This window comes from Microbacterium phycohabitans (assembly GCF_032464935.1).
Classification (GTDB): Bacteria; Actinomycetota; Actinomycetes; order Actinomycetales; family Microbacteriaceae; genus Microbacterium; species Microbacterium phycohabitans.
In genome coordinates this window covers 224,739-243,274 of record NZ_JAWDIT010000003.1, presented here as the reverse complement: position 1 = coordinate 243,274, position 18,536 = coordinate 224,739, and the positions used below count along the sequence as shown (strand labels likewise).

The following is an 18,536-nucleotide window of genomic DNA, read 5'->3' as shown; positions in this document are numbered from 1 at the left end:
TCTTACTAGTGTCCGAGAACGACCGGTGGCCGTGCAACGTACGTTCCCGGTGAAAGGCGAAACGTGGCAGGCACGACAACCAAGACCCGCTCCCGGGGTGCGAAGGACACCGAGCTCGAGAACTCCGAGGAGACCGTGACGGCGTCGACGACGACGACCGCGAAGAAGGCTCCCGCCAAGAAGGCCCCCGCCAAGGCCAAGGCGACGCCCGCCAGGGCCAAGACCAAGGCGAAGAAGGACGACGACCTCGAAGACGAAGAGGACGTCGACGACGAGGCCGATGTCGAGATCGACGTCGACGACAGCGACGACACGGAGGAGTCCGACGACTCCGCCAAGGCCGGCGCCAAGAAGACCGACGACGACGATGACGACGAGACCCCGGCGGCGCCCGCCGAGGCTCTTCCCACCGGCGCGATCGTCATCTCCTCCAGCGACGAAGACGACGTCCCCGTCTACTCCGCGCAGATCACCGGCGCCACCGCCGACCCGGTCAAGGACTACCTGAAGCAGATCGGCAAGGTCCCGCTGCTGAACGCGGCCGAAGAGGTCGAGCTCGCGATGCGCATCGAGGCGGGCCTCTTCGCCGAAGAGAAGCTGTCGAACATGTCGGCGGCCGAGAAGACCAGCCAGCTGGGTCTCGACCTGCAGTGGGTCGCCCGCGATGGCCAGCGCGCCAAGAGCCACCTGCTCGGAGCCAACCTGCGCCTCGTCGTCTCGCTGGCCAAGCGCTACACCGGTCGCGGCATGCAGTTCCTCGACCTCATCCAGGAGGGGAACCTGGGCCTGATCCGTGCGGTCGAGAAGTTCGACTACACCAAGGGCTTCAAGTTCTCGACCTACGCGACGTGGTGGATCCGTCAGGCCATCACGCGCGCCATGGCCGACCAGGCCCGCACCATCCGCATCCCGGTGCACATGGTCGAGGTCATCAACAAGCTCGCTCGTGTGCAGCGCCAGATGCTGCAGGACCTCGGTCGCGAACCCACCCCCGAGGAGCTGAGCCGCGAGCTCGACATGACCCCCGAGAAGGTCATCGAGGTGCAGAAGTACGGGCGCGAGCCCATCTCGCTGCACACGCCGCTCGGTGAAGACGGCGACAGCGAGTTCGGTGACCTCATCGAAGACACCGAGGCGGTCGTCCCGGCCGACGCGGTCGGCTTCACGATGCTGCAGCGCCAGCTCGAGTCGCTCCTCGACTCGCTCAGCGAGCGCGAGGCGGGCGTGATCCGCATGCGCTTCGGCCTCGGCGACGGCCAGCCGAAGACCCTCGACCAGATCGGCGACACGTTCGGCGTCACGCGCGAGCGCATCCGTCAGATCGAGTCGAAGACCATGGCCAAGCTGCGTCACCCCAGCCGCTCGCAGTCGCTCCGGGACTACCTCGAATGAGCGGCGAGGCCAACGCCGGCAAGGCGCTCACCGTCTCCGTCGAGGGCACGTCGTACGCCCGCATCCCGATCCGCACGCGGGTCGTCATGCCGGGCGACGACCTCGACGCGTTCATCCTCGAGTACGCGAAGGATGCCGTTCAGCCGGGCGACCTGCTGTTCGTCACCGAGAAGATCGTCGCGATCACTCAGGGCCGATCGTTCAAGCTCGACACGATCAAGCCCCGCAAACTCGCTCTCTTCCTGTCGAAGTACGTCACCCGCACGCCGTACGGCATCGGCTTGGGCATGCCCGAGACGATGGAGATGGCACTTCGCGAGTGCGGCACCCCGCGCATCCTGCTCGCGGCGGCGGTCTCGGCCGTCACCAAGGCGCTCGGACGCAAGGGCGACTTCTACCGCATCGCGGGAGACAAGGCGCGCGCGATCGACGGTCCCACCAAGGGCACCATCCCTCCGTACAACCAGGCCGTGGTGCTCGGACCCGAGCGTCCGCGCGAGGTGGCCGCACGCCTGAAGTCGCTGCTCGGCGGCGATCTGCAGGTGGCCGTGGTCGACATCAACGACCTCGGCGGCAACATCCTCGGCTCCACGATGGACAAGGCCGGCGAGAAGCGTCTCGTCGCGATCCTGAAGGACAACCCGCTCGGCCAGGGGCACGAGTCCACTCCGCTGGGCATCGTCCGCCACAGCTGACATCGCTGCTCGGTAAGGCCCGTCCCGTTCTCGGGGCGGGCTTTTCCGTTGTGCGGATGCCACGACGTGCGGCACGTCCGGACCCTTCGACGAGCTCAGGGTCCTCCCCACCCAGGTGGCTGAGCCTGTCGAAGCCACCGAACCCTTCGACACGCTCAGGGTCCTCCCCACCGCTCCGTCGACGCCACCGAACCCTTCGACGAGCCCAGAATCCTCCCCAGCCAGGTGGCTGAGCCTGTCGAAGCCACCGAACCCTTCGACACGCTCAGGGTCCTCCCCACCGCTCCGTCGACGCCACCGAACCCTTCGACGAGCCCAGGACCCTCCCCACCCAGGTGGCTGAGCCTGTCGAAGCCACCGGACCCTTCGACGAGCTCAGGGTCCTCCCCACCGCCCCGTCGACGCCACCGGCCCCTAGACGAGCCCAGGACACTCCCGCACGACGACGAGAGGCCCGCCCCTCACGGGAGCGGGCCTCTCGGCATCCGGGATCAGAACCCGATGGCCGCCTGATAGCGCGGCTTGTGGCCGGTGCGGATGCCGGTCACGCTGGGCTTGTTCTCGTAGACGCCCGCGCCCCAGTTGCCCTCGACGAGCACGGGGCCGTCGGGGCCCACCACGATGTCCCAGCCGACGTACTGCACCCGCGGGACGACGCGGGCGACCTGGTCGACGAACGCCTTGACCTCGTCGATCATCGGCAGCTGGAAGTCGGCGATGCGCACGCCCGAGTCGGGGTGCAGCTCGTGCACGTGCCCGTGGGAGTCGTAGCCGGCGCCGAGGGCGTGGCCGTCCTCGTCGAGCATCGTGTAGAAGCCGCCGAAGGTCATCTGGTCGCTCACGGCACCGCGGCCGAACTTCTGCGCCATCGCGAGGATGTGCGTCTTCTCGCCGTCGAAGAAGGCGGTGACGCGCGTGGTGTTCACGGTGCCGGGGCAGACCGCGGCGAGGTCGTCGTGCTGGCGGATGACCTCCTCGACGAGGATCTCCCCGCGCTCGAGCAGTCCGCGATGGAAGGCGCTCCAGTCCTCGACCTCGGCCGCGTGGTAGCGGTGCACTCCGGTGCCGGCCTGGCCGACGGGCTCCTTCGTGACGACCGTGCCCAGACGCTCGGTGAACGCGCGCAGCTCGTCGGCGTTGTCGGCATCCACCACCATCCAGTCGCGGCGGAGGAAGTCGCTGAAGCGGCGGTCGAAGGCCACCTTGTCTTGAAAGATGCCGCGGTAGTCGGGGTGGTCGTACTTCTGCGAGATCTGGTTCGACACCGGGTGCGTCATGTACGTCGCGCGCTCGGCGGGGGTGAGGATCGCGAAGTCGTAGTCGATGTAGTCCTGGAAGCCGACGTTCTTCACACCGGCCTGGAACAGCATGTCGGCGACCACGAGAGGCAGCGCCTTGCCGTGCTGGGCCGAGGCCTCCTTGGCTCGCTCGACCACCGATCCGACGTCGATGCGGCGGGCACGTCCGGCGAGGTAGCGCAGACGGGTGACGGGGGAGAAGCCCTGGGATGGCATGCACGCTCCGGGGTCGGGGATGACGGACCCCGTTAGTCTAAAGGGGTGACCTCCACGCTCCCTGCCCGCACGCCCGGGGCCGGGGGAGTGTCTCCCGTGGCCCTCGTCTCGGAATCCGCGCTGCGTGAGAACGCCCCCCTCGCCCTCGCCGCGGGGCTCGGAGGCGGTGCCGACGACGTGCTCGCCGCCGATGCCTGGGGGCACGGTGCCGCGTGGGTGGCATCCGTGCTGTCGGATCTCGAGATGGATGCCGCGTCCCTCGACGCCGCCGTCCTCTTCGGCCTGCCCGGGACCCACGCGCGCCCGGTGATGACGCTGCGCGGTCGAGCCCTGGGCACGAAGCCGCTCCTGCGCGGAGAGGGCGTCTCGTACGGCTACACCCACCGCGCCCCCCACGACACCACCGTCGCCCTCGTGACCGGCGGCTACGCCCAGGGTGTCATCCGCGCGCTGGGCAACAGCGCGACGGTGGCGATCGACGGCCGCCGCCACCGCATCGTCGGACGGGTCGCGATGGACGTGAGCGTCGTCGACATCGGCGACGCCGCGATCGCGCGCGGTGCCGAGGTCGTGTTCTTCGGCGATCCGGCGCAGTCCCACCCCTCCCTGCAGGAATGGACGGATGCCACGGGCCTCACGGCGGCCGAGATCGTCGCCACCGTGGGGGCGCGTGCCGACCGGAGGGTGAGCCCGTGAGTGCCTTCTACCTCGTCGACCTCGACGCCTTCGCTGCGAACCTCCAGCGGGTGCGCGCGGCCGTCGCGCCCGCCGCGCACATGCTCGTCGTGAAGGACGACGCCTACGCGCACGGCCTCGAGGCCGTCGTCCGGCGCGCCTGGGCCGAGGGCGTGCGCTGGTTCGGCGCGTTCGACGTCGCGACGGGGACCGCCGTCCGCCGGGTGGTCGGTCCTGACGCCCGGATCTTCGTCTGGCTCATCGGCGGCGCCGACGACCTGACGGCCGGCGCCGCCGCGCACCTCGACCTCGGCGTGGGCGACGAGGCCCTGCTGCACGACCTCGCGACACTCGACCTGCCGACTCCCGCCCGCGTGCACCTCAAGATCGACACGGGACTGCACCGCAACGGCATCCGTCCCGAGCGCTGGGACGACGCGCTGGAGGTCGCGAGCGGCCTCGTGCGAGAGGGACGCATCGTGTTCGAGGGCGTGTGGTCGCACATCTCCGAGGCCTCGGACGCCGACGACGACGACGCCCGGCGGATCTTCCTCGCGGCGCGCGATGCCGCCCGGGCGGCCGGTCTCGACCCGCGCTTCTCGCACCTCGCGGCCAGCGCCGCCGGTTTCGCCCGCGGGGAGTTCCGTGAGGATCTCGTGCGCGTCGGGGCGTTCTCGTACGGCATCCGTCCCGCGGGAGGGCCGGGGGAGGCCGAGCTGGGTATCGAGCCCGTCGCCTCGCTCATCGCGACGGTCACCGCAATCGACGCCGCCGGTGCCCACCTCGATGTCGGTAGCCTCCACGGGCTCCCCAGCACCCTGTCGGGACGCTTCGACGTCGGCACCCCCGCGGGGCCGCGGCGCGTCGAGGCCATCGGCCCCACCTCCACGGCGGTGGCCCCCTGGCCGGACGCGGCACCGGGTGATGAGATCGTGCTCTTCGGGCGCCGGGCCCTGTGTAGCGCCACCGACCTGGCCGAACTCGTCGACACGATCGGGGAGGAGATCGCTCTCCGTGTCGCCCCCGCTCTTCCCCGGCGCTACATCGGGGACTGACCCCGGGGGGCGAACGCGGAACGGGCCCCGAACCGCTCCGGAGGAGCGGCGCGAGGCCCGTTCGGCGGGGTGTCTCAGTCGGCGGCGGTGAGGCGCGCCGTCTCGTCGTGCCAGGAGGTGGCGACGCTGCGGAGCTTCTCTTCGTACTTGCGGCCGTGGTGCGCGCAGAACAGCAGTTCGCTGCCGTTGACCTCGGCGGCGATGTAGGCCTGTGCGCCGCAGGAGTCGCAGCGATCCGCCGCCGTCAGGCGGTGATCGAGAACGGACGCTTCGGGTGCAGTCGTGGTGGTCATCTCGGGTGCCCTCCTCAAGTGATCGTGGGCGAGTCTCCATATACAACCACGCGGATGTTTCCCCTATGCCGCAGCTTGATCACATTTCGCTGTGCGCGTACGGTGACCCGACCCCCCTGTGTGTCTGGCAGGGGATGTCGGTGGCCCCGATTACGCTCGGGATGTGACCTCCGAGTACTCCGCCCACCACCTGCAGGTCCTCGAGGGCCTCGAAGCCGTGCGGAAGCGCCCGGGCATGTACATCGGCTCCACCGACTCCCGTGGTCTCATGCACTGCCTCTGGGAGATCATCGACAACTCCGTCGACGAGGCGTTGGGCGGCCACGGCTCCCGCATCGACATCGTGCTGCACGCCGACGGCAGTGTCGAGGTGCGCGACCGCGCCCGCGGCATCCCCGTCGACGTCGAACCCCGCACCGGTCTCACCGGAGTCGAGGTCGTCTTCACCAAGCTCCACGCCGGTGGAAAGTTCGGTGGCGGCTCGTACGCGGCATCCGGTGGTCTGCACGGTGTCGGCGCGTCGGTCGTGAACGCCCTCTCGGAGCGCCTCGACGTCGAGGTCGACCGAGCGGGGAAGACCTACGCGATGTCGTTCCACCGCGGCGAACCGGGCCTCTTCGCCGGCGACGGTCCCGATTCGCCCTTCACCCCCTTCGACCGCAGCAGCGAGCTCCGCGTCATCGGCAAGGCGCCGCGCGGGGTCACGGGCACGCGCATCCGCTACTGGGCCGATCGGCAGATCTTCACGAAGGATGCCGCCTTCGGCCACGACGAGCTCGTGCAGCGCGTGCGTCAGACGGCCTTCCTCGTGCCGGGACTCGAGATCGTCGTGCTCGACGACCGCGGCGACGAGCGCATCGAGACGAGCTACCGCTTCGATGGCGGGATCTCCGAGTTCGCCGATTTCCTCGCCCCCGACGCGGCCGTCACCGACACCTGGCGTCTCACCGGCACCGGCACCTTCACCGAGACCGTGCCGGTGCTGCAGCCGGGCGGATCGATGATCCCCACCGAGGTCGAGCGCACCTGCGAGGTCGACATCGCGGTGCGATGGGGCACCGGGTACGACACCACCACGCGCTCGTTCGTGAACATCATCGCCACCCCCAAGGGCGGCACGCACCAGCAGGGCTTCGAGCAGGGCCTGATGAAGGTGCTGCGCACCCAGGTCGACCAGAACGCGCGCAAGCTCAAGGTGGGCAACGACAAGATCGAGAAGGACGACATCCTCGCCGGGCTCTCGGCGGTGCTGACCGTGCGCCTGCCCGAGCCGCAGTTCGAGGGTCAGACGAAAGAGGTGCTCGGCACCCCCGCAGTGCGCCAGATCGTGGCGACCGTCGTGCAGAAGGAGCTCGCCGCGCGCTTCGCCTCGCCCAAGCGCGACGACAAGGCTCAGACCGCTCAGCTGCTCGAGAAGGTCGTCTCGGAGATGAAGGCGCGCATCTCGGCGCGCACCCACAAAGAGACCCAACGGCGCAAGAACGCCCTCGAGTCCTCCTCCCTGCCGGCGAAGCTGGTGGACTGCCGCTCGAACGACGTGAACGACTCCGAGCTGTTCATCGTCGAGGGGGACTCGGCGCTCGGGACGGCCAAGCTCGCGCGCAACAGCGAGTACCAGGCGCTCCTGCCCATCCGCGGCAAGATTCTGAATACCCAGAAGGCCTCGATCAGCGACATGCTGTCCAACGCCGAGTGCGCCTCGATCATCCAGGTGATCGGCGCCGGCTCGGGCCGCTCCTTCGACCTCGACGCGGCCCGCTACGGCAAGATCATCCTGATGAGCGACGCCGATGTCGACGGGGCTCACATCCGCACGCTGCTGCTGACGCTGTTCTTCCGCTACATGCGGCCACTGGTGGAAGAGGGGCGCGTGTTCGCGGCCGTTCCGCCCCTCCACCGCGTGATCGTGATGAACCCCGGCACCAAGCCGAACGAGACCATCTACACCTACAGCGAGCAGGAGCTGCACCAGCTGCTGACGAAGCTCAAGCGCTCCAACAAGCGGTGGCAGGAGCCGGTGCAGCGGTACAAGGGTCTCGGCGAGATGGATGCCGATCAGCTCGCGACGACGACCATGGATCGCGGCGGTCGCATGCTGCGCCGCGTGCGCGTGCAGGACATGGAGGCCGCGGCATCCGTCTTCGACCTGCTCATGGGCAGCGACGTCGCTCCCCGCCGCGAGTTCATCATCGACTCCAGCGACCGCCTGGCGCGCGAACGCATCGACGTCTGATTCGACGACCCGAGGGCTTCCGCCCTCCTCGACTCAGCGGACGACGGTTCCGATCGCGCCGATGGCGGCGTCGAGGGGCTGGCCCGAGGCGTCGCGCTTGGCCCCCGGCTCCGGCAGCGCGCGGACCGAGCCGTCCGTGCCGACCGCGCGGGGCTCCGTGCCGACCCATGCCAGGGTGAGGGCGTCCTCGCCGCGCAGCAACCGCTGGGCCCGCACGCCCCCCGTCGCTCTTCCCTTCGCGGGGAACTCGGTGAAGGCCGACACCTTGGCCGAACCCGCGTCCGTCCCGGGCAGCGCCGCCGACGAGCCCGCGACGGTGACCACGACCGCATCGAAGGCCGACGCGCCGACGACCGCGAAGGAGATCACACGGGCGCCGTCGGAGAGCCGGATGCCGGCCATGCCCCCGGCCGATCGGCCCTGCGGCCGCACCGACGAGGCGTCGAACCGCAGCAGTTGCGCATCGCTCGCGACGAACACCAGCTCGGCGTTGTCTCCGGCCAGGGCGGCTCCGACGACCCGGTCGCCGTCGCGGAGCGAGATGATCTCGATCTCGTCCTTCGTCCCGAGCTCCGACGCGGCGACGCGCTTGACGACACCCTGTGCGGTGCCGAGGGCGATCGTGGCCGTGCCGGTCAGGGGAACGATGCCGACGACGGTCTCGCCCTTGGCGAGGGCGAGGTACTGCTCGACCTTCGTCCCGGCCGCCAGGTGCACCGAGTTGGCGGGGACGGAGGGCAGGTCGACGGGCGAGAAGCGCACAAGGCGCCCCGCCGAGGTCACCGCCCCGATGTCGCCTCGTGTGGTCGTGTCGACCGCCGAGCGGATGGCGTCGTGCTTCGAGCGTCGCGCGGGCGGGACCACGCCCCCGCCGGGGGCGTCCGCCACGAGCTCGGCCCTCACCATGCGTCCCGTCGCCGACAGGTACACCCGGCAGGGGGCGTCGGCGATCTGCAGGTCGGCCGCTGCCGCGGCGCGCGCGGAGCGGGGCTGGACGGGACCGCCGTTGAGCAGCATCGTGCGACGGGGCGTTCCATAGGCCTCGGCCGCGGCATCCAGTTCTCTCGCCACCTGCTGGCGCAGGAGCGTCTCGCTGCCCAGCAGCTCGACCAGCTCCGCGATCTCGGCGTTCAACTGGTCGCGCTCTGCCTCGAGTTCGATCCGCGAGAACTTCGTCAGGCGCCGCAGGCGCAGCTCGAGGATGTATTCGGCCTGGGGGTGCGAGAGGTCGAAGACCTCCTGCAGCTTGGTTCGCGCCTGCTCCCCGTCGTCGGAGGAACGGATGACCTGGATGACCTCGTCGATGTCGAGGATGGCGATGAGCAGGCCCTCGACGAGGTGAAGGCGTTCCCGCTTTCGGGCGAGACGGTACTCGCTGCGCCGGGTGACGACGCGGATGCGGTGGTCGATGTAGACCCGCAGCATTTCGCGGAGTCCGAGCGTCTGGGGCTGCCCGTCCACGAGCGCCACGTTGTTGATGCCGAACGAGTCCTCGAGGGGCGTCAGCCGGTAGAGCTGATCCAGCACCGCCCGGGCATCGAACCCGGTCTTGATCCCGATGACCAGGCGCAGACCGTTGTTGCGGTCGGTCAGGTCGGTCACGTCGGCGATGCCCGCGAGCTTCTTCGCCTGCACGGCGTCTTTGATCTTCTCGATCACGCGCTCGGGCCCGACGAGGTAGGGCAGCTCGGTGATGACGATGCCCGTTCGCCGCGGTCCGAGGGATTCGATCGACGCCTTGGCCCGTGTCCGGAAGGTGCCGCGGCCGTTGGTGTAGGCGTCCTTGATGCCGTCGAGGCCGACGATGATGCCCCCCGAGGGGAGGTCGGGGCCGGGGACGAACTCCATGAGCTCTTCGACCGTGGCATCCGGGTTCTGAAGCAGATGGGTCGCCGCCGAGACCACCTCGATGAGGTTGTGCGGGGCCATGTTGGTGGCCATGCCGACCGCGATGCCGGTGGCGCCGTTCACGAGGAGGTTGGGGAACGCCGCCGGCAGCACCTCGGGCTGCTGGAACTGCCCGTCGTAGTTCGGGATGAAGTCGACGACGTCTTCGTCGAGGTTCTCGGTGAGGGCGAGGGCCGGGGGAGCGAGGCGCGCCTCGGTGTAGCGCGGAGCCGCCGGGCCGTCGTCGAGGGAGCCGAAGTTGCCGTGGCCGTCGACCAGCGGCACACGCAGCGAGAAGTGCTGCGCGAGACGCACGAGGGCGTCGTAGATGGGTGCGTCCCCGTGCGGGTGGAGCTTTCCCATCACCTCGCCCACCACGCGGGCGCTCTTGACGTGTCCGCGGTCGGGACGCAGGCCCATCTCGGCCATCTGGAACAGGATGCGCCGCTGCACAGGCTTGAGGCCGTCGCGGGCGTCGGGAAGCGCGCGCGAGTAGATCACCGAGTAGGCGTACTCGAGGAACGACCCCTGCATCTCGACCGAGACATCGACGTCTTCGATGCGCTCGGTCACGGGGGAGGAGGAACGGGAATCGGGCATATCAACGGCCTCGGGTCGGGCGGGCGTCCGGTCGGGACGGGGTCGGGAGCCGTGTGGAAGACTTGCTCCGATGTCACTCAGCCTACCGGCGGACCCGCCGCGCTCCCGGAGCCTCACCGGTGTGGTGGAGCAGTCCATCGCCGCGTTGACGGGCTCGTCGGACTGGTTCGCCCCCGCACAGAGCGCGATCGTGTTCCTCGTCGACGGCCTCGGGGCCCACAACCTCGCGGCGCGCCGCGGGCACGCGCGGTTCCTCGCGGCGGCCGGCGGGCGACGCGACGTGGCGCGCACCGTGTTCCCGTCGACGACCGCGGCGGCGCTGACCAGTCTGCTCACGGGCTCCGCTCCCGGCGCCCACGGCATCGTGGGATACCGCGTGCGCATCCCCGGAACGACCTCGGCGCCGAACCAGCTCCACGGCTGGGAGACCGACGGACTCGATCCCCACACGTGGCAGCGGCGCACTCCGCTGCTCGAGAGCCACGCGGCATCGGGGCGCGACGCCTTCGTCGTCTCCCGGGCCAGCTACACCGGCTCCGGGTTCACCGAGGCCACGCTGCGCGGAGCGGCGTTCTTCCCCTCCGACGACCTCGACGAGCGCGTGCACCTGGCCGCGGCGCTCGCGGCGCGGCATCCCGGATCGATCACCTACCTGTACGCACCCGAGCTCGACACCGCCGGGCACCGCGACGGGTGGGAGTCGGACCGCTGGACCGATGCCCTCGAACACCTCGACGCCTCCGCCCGTCGTCTCTCCGAGGCCATCGACCCCCGTACCGGCGTGGTCGTCACGGCGGATCACGGCATGGTCGACGTGCCCGCCCGCAGACACGTCCTGCTGCAAGACGGCGATCCCCTGCTCGACGAGGTCGCCCTCATCGGGGGTGAGCCGCGCATGCTGCACCTCTACGCGACCGAGGGGCACGCGGATGCCGTGGCCGCACGCTGGAAGCACGCCGAGGCCGCACGCGCCTGGGTGCTGACGCGCGAGGAGGCCGTCGGCGCGGGCCTGTTCGGCCCGGTGGACGAGGAGGTGCGCGAGCGCATCGGCGACGTGGTGGTTGCTGCGCGGGGGCGCTTCGCCTACTACGACGATCGCGAGGCCGACAAGCGAGCACAGCGGATGGTCGGTCAGCACGGTTCGCTCACCGACGAGGAGCGCACGGTGCCCCTGCTGCGCCTGGGGGCGTTCGCCTGATCTCCCGGTCGGCCCACGCGAGGACCGACCGGTGCACAACCCGCGGCCCTGTATCGGGATGCGAGAAGCGCAGCGGCTGACGCCGTCAGCTCTCGTCGGTGCGCGCCCCGAACACGATCTCGTCCCACGAGGGCATCGAGGGGCGACCCTTGGCGCGTCTCGCCGTGTCGGGCTGCGGACGCTCCGGCTCGGCGGTCTCGTCGACGCCGTCTTCGGGGTATCCGGGTTCGACGGCGTCGAACAGGGCCACGGGCGGGCTCGCGGGCCGCGGCTCGGGCTCGATCTCGGACGCACCGGGCAGCGGTTCACGCTGTCCGCGACGCCGACGGAGCGCCTCGAGCAGGTCGGCGGTCTCCGACGAGGTCACCGGGGCGTCGGGGGAGCGCTTGATCGCGGCCGCCTGGACCGCCGGGGCGACCGGGCCGGTCGCTTCGACCCCGGGCTCGTCGTCGATGTCGAGGCGTCGGGGTCCGAATGCCCCGCTGTCGAAGCGGGAGTCGTCCTTCGACACGGTGTCGAGAGCGCGCAGGCGCGGGATGAGACCCTCGGGCAGCGATCCCTGGCGCGAGAGCTGGATCGCATCGGCGTTCTGGGGGGAGAGGCTGCTGCGACGCGGCTCGAAGCCCCAGCGCGCGTCGTGCTCGATCCCGTTCGCGGTGAACTCCAGTTTGACCATCCAGCCGGAGCCCTCCTTCCAGCTGGTCCACCGCTCCGCCGACGCGCCGGCCTCGGTGAGCTTCGCGCGGACCGCCGCACCGAAGGTGATGGGGGAGTCGTGCTCGAGGGCACCGCCCAGCAGCACGGGGACCGCGAGAGCCTGAGCGACGACGTGCTCGCGCTCGGCGAGCACCGGCCCCTCGAAACGCTCTACGTCTTCGACGCGGGCGTTCAGCAGCGTCGCCACCTCGCGCGCCGAGAGACCGGCACGGATGTGGGCTTGGATCTCGCGGGGGCTGGGGCGCGGGGCGCGGTCGTCGTCCTCACGATCGCGACGCGCGCGGCGCGCCTCGGCGCGCAGCACCTCGTCGAGCGCGAGAGCGAAACGTTCGCCCGATTGCGTCGCCACGACGAGGACGTCATCTTCGGTTCCGATGACTTTGAGCTGTTCCATGCGAAACACCCCTCCGATCTGCGGTCAGCGCCCATGCTGACACGCGCGTCGCCCGGTTCCGGGAATATCCGGGGCGCGCCGCGAGTTTCCCGTCTCGCCCGACACGCACGCGCACTCGCGAGCATTTGCTTATCGCAGACGCGTCATGCAAACTATGGCCGCCCGATCGGGCACCCGATGGGGCACAGCACCACGAAAACCGGAAGTAGAGACCCGCACGCATGGCAACCGATTACGACGCACCGCGCAAGACCGAGGACGACAGCGAGTCGATCGAGGCCCTCAAGGAGCGCGTGCCCGACAAGGCGTCGGGGTCGATCGACAACGAGGATGCCGACAACCCCTCGGGCTTCGAACTGCCCGGCGCCGACCTCTCCGACATCGAGCTCGATGTCGTCGTCCTGCCCCCGCAGGAAGACGAGTTCACCTGCATGAACTGCTTCCTCGTGAAGCACCGCTCCCAGATCGCGGAGGAGAGCGGCCCCGGCTTCATCTGCCTGGAGTGCGCAGCCTGACCTGAGCGCGCTGGATCGCCGCGACCAGGCGATCCGGCGTGCGGGTGGACACCACCCACGACGGGGTCGGGTCGTCGGGATCGGTCACGGGAACCGTGACGATGCCGTCGATCCCGCCCCGGATGACATGCCAGGCCCGATGGTCGAGACCACTCCCACGGGCCGTACGGGCTTCCTCGGCGACGACCCCGGCGGGAACACCCAGGAATTCCACGGGGATGTGCGCACGACCGGCGCGCAGTTCACCATCTCGGACCTCGACGACGGGTGAGATCGCGAGGAGCCCCACGACGATCGCCACCGACACGACGAGACCGATGAATAGCGCCAGCGTCGTGTCGAGCGGCGAGAAGACGACGGCGGCCATCGGGCCGCACACGGCGGCGGCGACGAGCGCCCACAGCGACGGGCTGAGACGCTCTCGGTAGTCGGCTGCGGTGCGGATGCCGCACCCCCTCTTCTGCATTACCCTCATGGGGTGACCGAAACGGTGGACGTCCCAATTGTCGCATCCGAGCCCCCGGTCTTCGCCCACCCCGGCGACGCCGGCGCCGACCTGACCTCCGCGGAGGCGGTCCGACTCGAACCCGGGCGGCGCGCTCTCGTCGGCACCGGCGTCCGCATCGCACTGCCTGAGGGCTTCGCCGCCTTCGTGGTGCCGCGCAGCGGACTGGCGGCCAAGCACGGGATCACCATCGTCAACGCGCCCGGCACGATCGACGCCGGCTACCGCGGCGAGATCAAGGTCGCACTGCTGAACACCGACCTCGAAGAGGCCTACGACATCGCGGTCGGAGACCGCATCGCCCAGCTCATCGTGATGCCCGTCCCACCCGTGCGCTTCGTCCCCGTCGACGAACTCCCCGACAGCGTGCGCGGCGAAGGCGGCTTCGGATCGAGCGGATACCAGAGCCTGCAAGGGAGCACCCGATGACCGACGCGTCTCAGACCACACCCGAGGCCGAAGAGCCCGGGACCGACCTCGCGCCCCCCGCCAAGAGCGCACCGCTCGACCGCGACAGCGCCGGACCGTTCGACGAGGCCGAGGCCAACCCCGTACGCCCCTACATCGACCTGGGCGGCATCAAGATCCTCCCGCGGGAAGGACTGAACCTGCGTCTCGAGGTCGAGGAGCAGACCAAGCGCATCGTCGCGGTCGGACTCGACTACGCCGACTCCACGCTGCAGGTGCAGCCCTTCGCCGCTCCGCGCACCAGCGGACTGTGGGAGGAGACCCGCGAGCAGATCCGTCAGCAGGTGAAGCAGCAGGGTGGACGCGTCGAGGAGCGCGAAGGCCCCCTGGGTCCCGAGCTCCTCGCCGAAGTCCCCGTCATGGCGGGGCCGGACGGCGCAGGAAAGCGTCTCGCGCGCTTCGTGGGCGTCGACGGACCGCGCTGGTTCCTGCGCGGCGTGGTCGGGGGAGCGGCGACGAGCGACGTCGAGGCCGCCGCCGCCGTCGAAGACCTCTTCCGCTCGATCGTGGTCGTCCGCGGTTCGTCGCCCATGCCGCCGCGCGACCTCATCCCCCTCCGGATGCCGTCGAGCCCCGGAACGGCATGAGCGAGGAGTCCTCCCGCCCGGCGTCCGACGCCGACCGCGTCCCGTTGGAGCCGCCGTCCGCGGCGGAGAGCGTGGGAGCCGCCCTCGGTGGCGCCGCCCGCCGCGCCGGCCTCGACCCCGCTGCGCACGGCAGCACGGGGGCCGCGGTGTGGTCCGCGATGGGCGGGTGGCGCGGCATCCTGGAGTCGGTCCTGCCGTCGCTCGCGTTCGTCGTGCTCTTCACCGTCACGATCGACCCCGAAACGCGACAGGGCAATCTGCTCCTGAGCCTCGGCGTGTCCGTCGGTCTCGCCGTGGTGTTCACCGTCGCCCGACTGGTGGCGAAGTCGCCCCCGAGCGCGGCCATCGGCGGCCTTCTGGCCACGGTCGGAGCCGCCGTGCTGGCCCTGGTCACGGGCCGCGGCCAGGACAACTTCGTGCTGGGCTTCTTCACCAACGGCGCCTACGGCACGGCGTTCCTCGTCTCGGCGCTCGTGGGCTGGCCCCTGATCGGCCTGGCCGCGGGGTATCTGCTGGGCGAGGGCACGCGCTGGCGGGCGGATCGCCGCAAGAAGCGGGCGTACACGTGGCTCTCGGTCGCCTGGGCGGGGCTCTTCGCGGCGCGCCTGGCCGTCCAGCTCCCGCTCTACTTCGCGGGTGACGTCACCGCGCTCGGCACGCTGAAGATCGTGATGGGCCTGCCCCTGTTCGCACCGATGCTGGCCGTGACGTGGCTCGTGGTGCGTTCTCTCTCCCCACGCCGAGAGTCCTGATATTATCTTGACATCAAGATAAATCCGTCTCCCCGATCGGTTAGGCCGACCTTCCTGGCATCGGCCGCGCAGCGCGGGGAAGATGGAGAAATGCGGGCCGACGCCTGCGCATTCGCCGACGAAGGAGACGATCGTGTCCACGGTTGACAGCTTCGGTGCAAAGAGCACCCTGACGGTCGGCAGCACCGACTACGAGATCTTCCGGATCGACACGGTCGCCGGTCACGAGAAGCTCCCCTTCAGCTTGAAGGTGCTGCTCGAGAACCTCCTCCGCACGGAGGACGGCGCCAACGTCACCAAGGAGCAGATCGAGGCGCTCGGCTCGTGGGTCCCCACGGCCGACCCCGACACCGAGATCCAGTTCACCCCGGCCCGCGTGGTCATGCAGGACTTCACCGGTGTGCCCTGCATCGTCGACCTCGCCACCATGCGCGAGGCCGTGACCGCCCTCGGCGGCGACCCCAACAAGATCAACCCGCTCTCGCCCGCCGAGATGGTCATCGACCACTCGGTCATCGCCGATCTGTTCGGCAGCGAGAACGCCCTCGAGCGCAACGTCGAGATCGAGTACGAGCGCAACGGCGAGCGGTACCAGTTCCTCCGCTGGGGCCAGACGGCATTCGACGACTTCAAGGTCGTGCCCCCGGGCACGGGCATCGTCCACCAGGTCAACATCGAGCACCTGGCCAAGGTCATCTACGACCGCTCGGTCGACGGCGTGCTCCGCGCCTACCCCGACACCTGCGTCGGCACCGACTCGCACACCACCATGGTCAACGGCCTCGGCGTGCTCGGCTGGGGCGTCGGCGGCATCGAGGCCGAGGCCGCGATGCTCGGCCAGCCCGTGTCGATGCTCATCCCGCGCGTGGTCGGCTTCAAGCTCAGCGGCGAGATCCCCGCGGGCGTCACCGCGACCGACGTGGTGCTCACGATCACCGACATGCTGCGCCAGCACGGCGTGGTCGGCAAGTTCGTCGAGTTCTACGGCGAGGGCGTCGCGTCCGTGCCCCTGGCCAACCGCGCCACCATCGGCAACATGAGCCCCGAGTTCGGCTCGACCGCCGCGATGTTCCCGATCGACGACGTCACGCTCGACTACCTGCGCCTCACCGGCCGTGACGAGCAGACCGTCGCCCTCGTCGAGGCGTACGCCAAGGAGCAGAAGCTCTGGCACGACCCGGCCCGCGAGCTCGTCTTCAGCGAGTTCATGGAGCTCGACCTCTCGACCGTCGTGCCCTCGATCGCCGGTCCGAAGCGCCCTCAGGACCGCATCCTGCTGTCCGAGGCCAAGAACCAGTTCGAGAAGGACATCCTCAACTACGCCGGCTCGTCGGTCTCCGACTCGATCGTCGACCTCGAGGTCGACGGCACGTTCCCGGCATCCGACCCGGGCTCGGTTCCCGGCGAGGAGCACGAGGAGGTCACCGAGACCGAGGTGCTCATCTCGTCGGGGCACCCCGCGAACGCGTCTAACCCCGTCAAGGTCACCACGCCCGACGGTCAGTCCTACCTGCTCGACAACGGCGCGGTCACCCTCGCGGCGATCACCTCGTGCACCAACACCTCCAACCCCTCGGTCATGATCGCGGCGGGTCTGCTCGCCAAGAACGCCGTCGACAAGGGCCTGAAGCGCAAGCCGTGGGTCAAGACGACGCTCGGACCCGGGTCGAAGGTCGTCACCGACTACTACGAGAAGTCCGGTCTCGACAAGGCGCTCGAGGGCCTCGACTTCTACACCGTCGGCTACGGCTGCACGATCTGCATCGGCAACTCGGGCCCCCTCATCGAGGAGGTCTCCGAGGCGATCAACGAGAACGACCTCGCCGTCACGGCGGTCCTCTCGGGAAACCGCAACTTCGAGGGCCGCATCAGCCCCGACGTGAAGATGAACTACCTGGCCTCCCCGCCGCTGGTCGTCGCCTACGCCCTCGCCGGGTCGATGAACTTCGACTTCGAGACCGACGCCCTCGGCAAGGACCAGAACGGCGACGACGTCTTCCTGAAGGACATCTGGCCCGCGCCCGACCAGGTGCAGACCATCATCGACGCCTCCATCTCGCGAGAGCAGTTCATCCAGCAGTACGCCACCGTCTTCGAGGGCGACGAGCGCTGGAAGAACCTGCCCACGCCCACCGGCCCCGTCTTCGAATGGGATGCCGACTCGACCTACGTGCGCAAGGCCCCCTACTTCGACGGCATGTCGATGGAGCCCTCGCCGGTCAGCGACATCACCGGTGCGCGCGTGATGGCGACCCTCGGCGACTCGGTCACGACCGACCACATCAGCCCGGCCGGCAACATCAAGGCGGGCACCCCCGCCGCACAGTACCTGACCGAGCACGGCGTCGCGCAGAAGGACTTCAACTCCTACGGCTCGCGCCGTGGAAACCACGAGGTCATGATCCGCGGCACGTTCGCCAACATCCGCCTGAAGAACGAGCTCACGGCGGCGGTCAACGACGGCGCGGTCGTCGAGGGCGGCTACACCCGTGACTTCACCCAGCCCGGCGGACCGCAGTCGTTCATCTACGACGCGAGCCAGAACTATCAGGCGCAGGGCACCCCGCTGGTGATCTTCGGCGGCAAGGAGTACGGCTCGGGCTCGTCGCGCGACTGGGCGGCCAAGGGTACGAACCTCCTCGGCGTGAAGGCGGTCATCACCGAGAGCTTCGAGCGCATCCACCGCTCGAACCTCATCGGCATGGGCGTCGTCCCGCTGCAGTTCCCGGCCGGCGAGAGCTGGAAGTCGCTGGGCCTGGACGGCACCGAGATCGTCTCGATCGAGGGCATCGAGCAGCTCAACGAGGGCGTCACGCCCAAGACCGTGAAGGTCACCGCCGAGCCGAGCGAATTCTCGCCCGAGGGCAAGCAGACCATCACGTTCGACGCCGTGGTCCGCATCGACACCCCCGGTGAAGCCGACTACTACCGCAACGGCGGCATCTTGCAGTACGTGCTGCGTTCGCTCGTCTGAGCGACCGACCTCAGGTGCCCCGGGAGCCTCGCGCTCCCGGGGCACCTGTCGTTTCCGAGGCTCTCCCGCGAGCGCTCCGCGG

General features: G+C 69.7%; 16 protein-coding genes. 11 read left to right on the top strand and 5 right to left on the bottom strand.

The features are described from left to right. The first annotated feature begins 63 nt into the window (after positions 1–63). A complete protein-coding gene (locus RWH44_RS09725) occupies positions 64–1,392 on the top strand; it encodes an RNA polymerase sigma factor (RefSeq protein ID WP_316004422.1) in 1,329 nt (442 codons plus the stop codon). After that, complete coding sequence (locus tag RWH44_RS09720) at positions 1,389–2,087, top strand: coenzyme F420-0:L-glutamate ligase (protein WP_316004421.1); 699 nt, start codon at positions 1,389–1,391, stop codon at positions 2,085–2,087. The genes RWH44_RS09725 and RWH44_RS09720 overlap by 4 nt, the downstream gene beginning before the upstream one ends. Positions 2,088–2,578: 491 nt before the next feature. Here RWH44_RS09720 and RWH44_RS09715 read toward each other — a convergent pair whose 3' ends face one another. Continuing rightward, positions 2,579–3,601 (bottom strand): sugar-transfer associated ATP-grasp domain-containing protein, encoded by a 1,023-nt coding sequence (locus RWH44_RS09715; RefSeq protein WP_316004420.1) that lies wholly within the window; start codon positions 3,599–3,601, stop codon positions 2,579–2,581. Between the two features lie 45 nt (positions 3,602–3,646). Here RWH44_RS09715 and RWH44_RS09710 point away from each other — a divergent pair, with 45 nt between their 5' ends. Together RWH44_RS09710 and RWH44_RS09705 are read left to right on the top strand one after the other, a co-directional pair. Beyond that, the gene (locus RWH44_RS09710; RefSeq protein ID WP_316004419.1) at positions 3,647–4,297 is read left to right on the top strand and encodes an alanine racemase C-terminal domain-containing protein; all 651 of its coding nucleotides are present in this window, start codon (positions 3,647–3,649) and stop codon (positions 4,295–4,297) included. Further along, positions 4,294–5,331: an alanine racemase gene (locus tag RWH44_RS09705; protein WP_316004418.1), complete on the top strand. Its 1,038-nt coding sequence runs from the start codon at positions 4,294–4,296 to the stop codon at positions 5,329–5,331. Before RWH44_RS09710 ends, RWH44_RS09705 begins: the two co-directional genes overlap by 4 nt. Before the next feature lie 74 nt (positions 5,332–5,405). On the opposite strand, the gene RWH44_RS09700 is transcribed toward RWH44_RS09705, so the two are convergent. After that, a complete protein-coding gene (locus tag RWH44_RS09700) occupies positions 5,406–5,624 on the bottom strand; it encodes a DUF7455 domain-containing protein (protein ID WP_298872807.1) in 219 nt (72 codons plus the stop codon). Between the two features lie 163 nt (positions 5,625–5,787). Here RWH44_RS09700 and RWH44_RS09695 point away from each other — a divergent pair, with 163 nt between their 5' ends. Further along, entirely contained in the window at positions 5,788–7,857 is a 2,070-nt protein-coding gene (locus tag RWH44_RS09695) for a DNA gyrase/topoisomerase IV subunit B (RefSeq protein ID WP_298872810.1), read from the top strand. Positions 7,858–7,890: 33 nt separating this feature from the next. Here RWH44_RS09695 and RWH44_RS09690 read toward each other — a convergent pair whose 3' ends face one another. Then, complete coding sequence (locus tag RWH44_RS09690; RefSeq protein ID WP_316004417.1) at positions 7,891–10,344, bottom strand: DNA gyrase/topoisomerase IV subunit A; 2,454 nt, start codon at positions 10,342–10,344, stop codon at positions 7,891–7,893. Between the two features lie 70 nt (positions 10,345–10,414). On the opposite strand from RWH44_RS09690, the gene RWH44_RS09685 reads away from it, so the two are divergent. Then, entirely contained in the window at positions 10,415–11,542 is a 1,128-nt protein-coding gene (locus RWH44_RS09685) for an alkaline phosphatase family protein (protein WP_316004416.1), read from the top strand. 85 nt (positions 11,543–11,627) lie between these two features. On the opposite strand, the gene sepH is transcribed toward RWH44_RS09685, so the two are convergent. Then, positions 11,628–12,653, bottom strand: coding sequence for a septation protein SepH (gene sepH / locus RWH44_RS09680; RefSeq protein WP_298872817.1), 1,026 nt, complete (start codon positions 12,651–12,653; stop codon positions 11,628–11,630). Positions 12,654–12,874: 221 nt separating this feature from the next. Between sepH and RWH44_RS09675 the strand changes: the two genes are divergently transcribed. Continuing rightward, on the top strand, positions 12,875–13,168 hold the full coding sequence (locus RWH44_RS09675; RefSeq protein ID WP_056231545.1) for a DUF4193 domain-containing protein: 294 nt from the start codon (positions 12,875–12,877) through the stop codon (positions 13,166–13,168). Here RWH44_RS09675 and RWH44_RS09670 read toward each other — a convergent pair. Continuing rightward, positions 13,143–13,634, bottom strand: coding sequence for a DUF3093 domain-containing protein (locus tag RWH44_RS09670; protein ID WP_298873147.1), 492 nt, complete (start codon positions 13,632–13,634; stop codon positions 13,143–13,145). The two genes, RWH44_RS09675 and RWH44_RS09670, sit on opposite strands and share 26 nt — an antisense overlap. A gap of 12 nt (positions 13,635–13,646) precedes the next feature. Between RWH44_RS09670 and dut the strand changes: the two genes are divergently transcribed. From dut to acnA, 4 genes are all read left to right on the top strand, one after another. Next, positions 13,647–14,102, top strand: a complete 456-nt coding sequence (dut, locus tag RWH44_RS09665; RefSeq protein WP_298872819.1) for a dUTP diphosphatase — start codon at positions 13,647–13,649, stop codon at positions 14,100–14,102. Continuing rightward, a complete protein-coding gene (locus RWH44_RS09660; RefSeq protein ID WP_298872820.1) occupies positions 14,099–14,728 on the top strand; it encodes a DUF3710 domain-containing protein in 630 nt (209 codons plus the stop codon). The genes dut and RWH44_RS09660 overlap by 4 nt, the downstream gene beginning before the upstream one ends. Further along, entirely contained in the window at positions 14,725–15,480 is a 756-nt protein-coding gene (locus RWH44_RS09655) for a DUF3159 domain-containing protein (RefSeq protein WP_316004415.1), read from the top strand. Before RWH44_RS09660 ends, RWH44_RS09655 begins: the two co-directional genes overlap by 4 nt. A gap of 133 nt (positions 15,481–15,613) precedes the next feature. Beyond that, positions 15,614–18,454 (top strand): aconitate hydratase AcnA, encoded by a 2,841-nt coding sequence (gene acnA, locus RWH44_RS09650; protein WP_316004414.1) that lies wholly within the window; start codon positions 15,614–15,616, stop codon positions 18,452–18,454. Positions 18,455–18,536 lie beyond the last annotated feature (82 nt).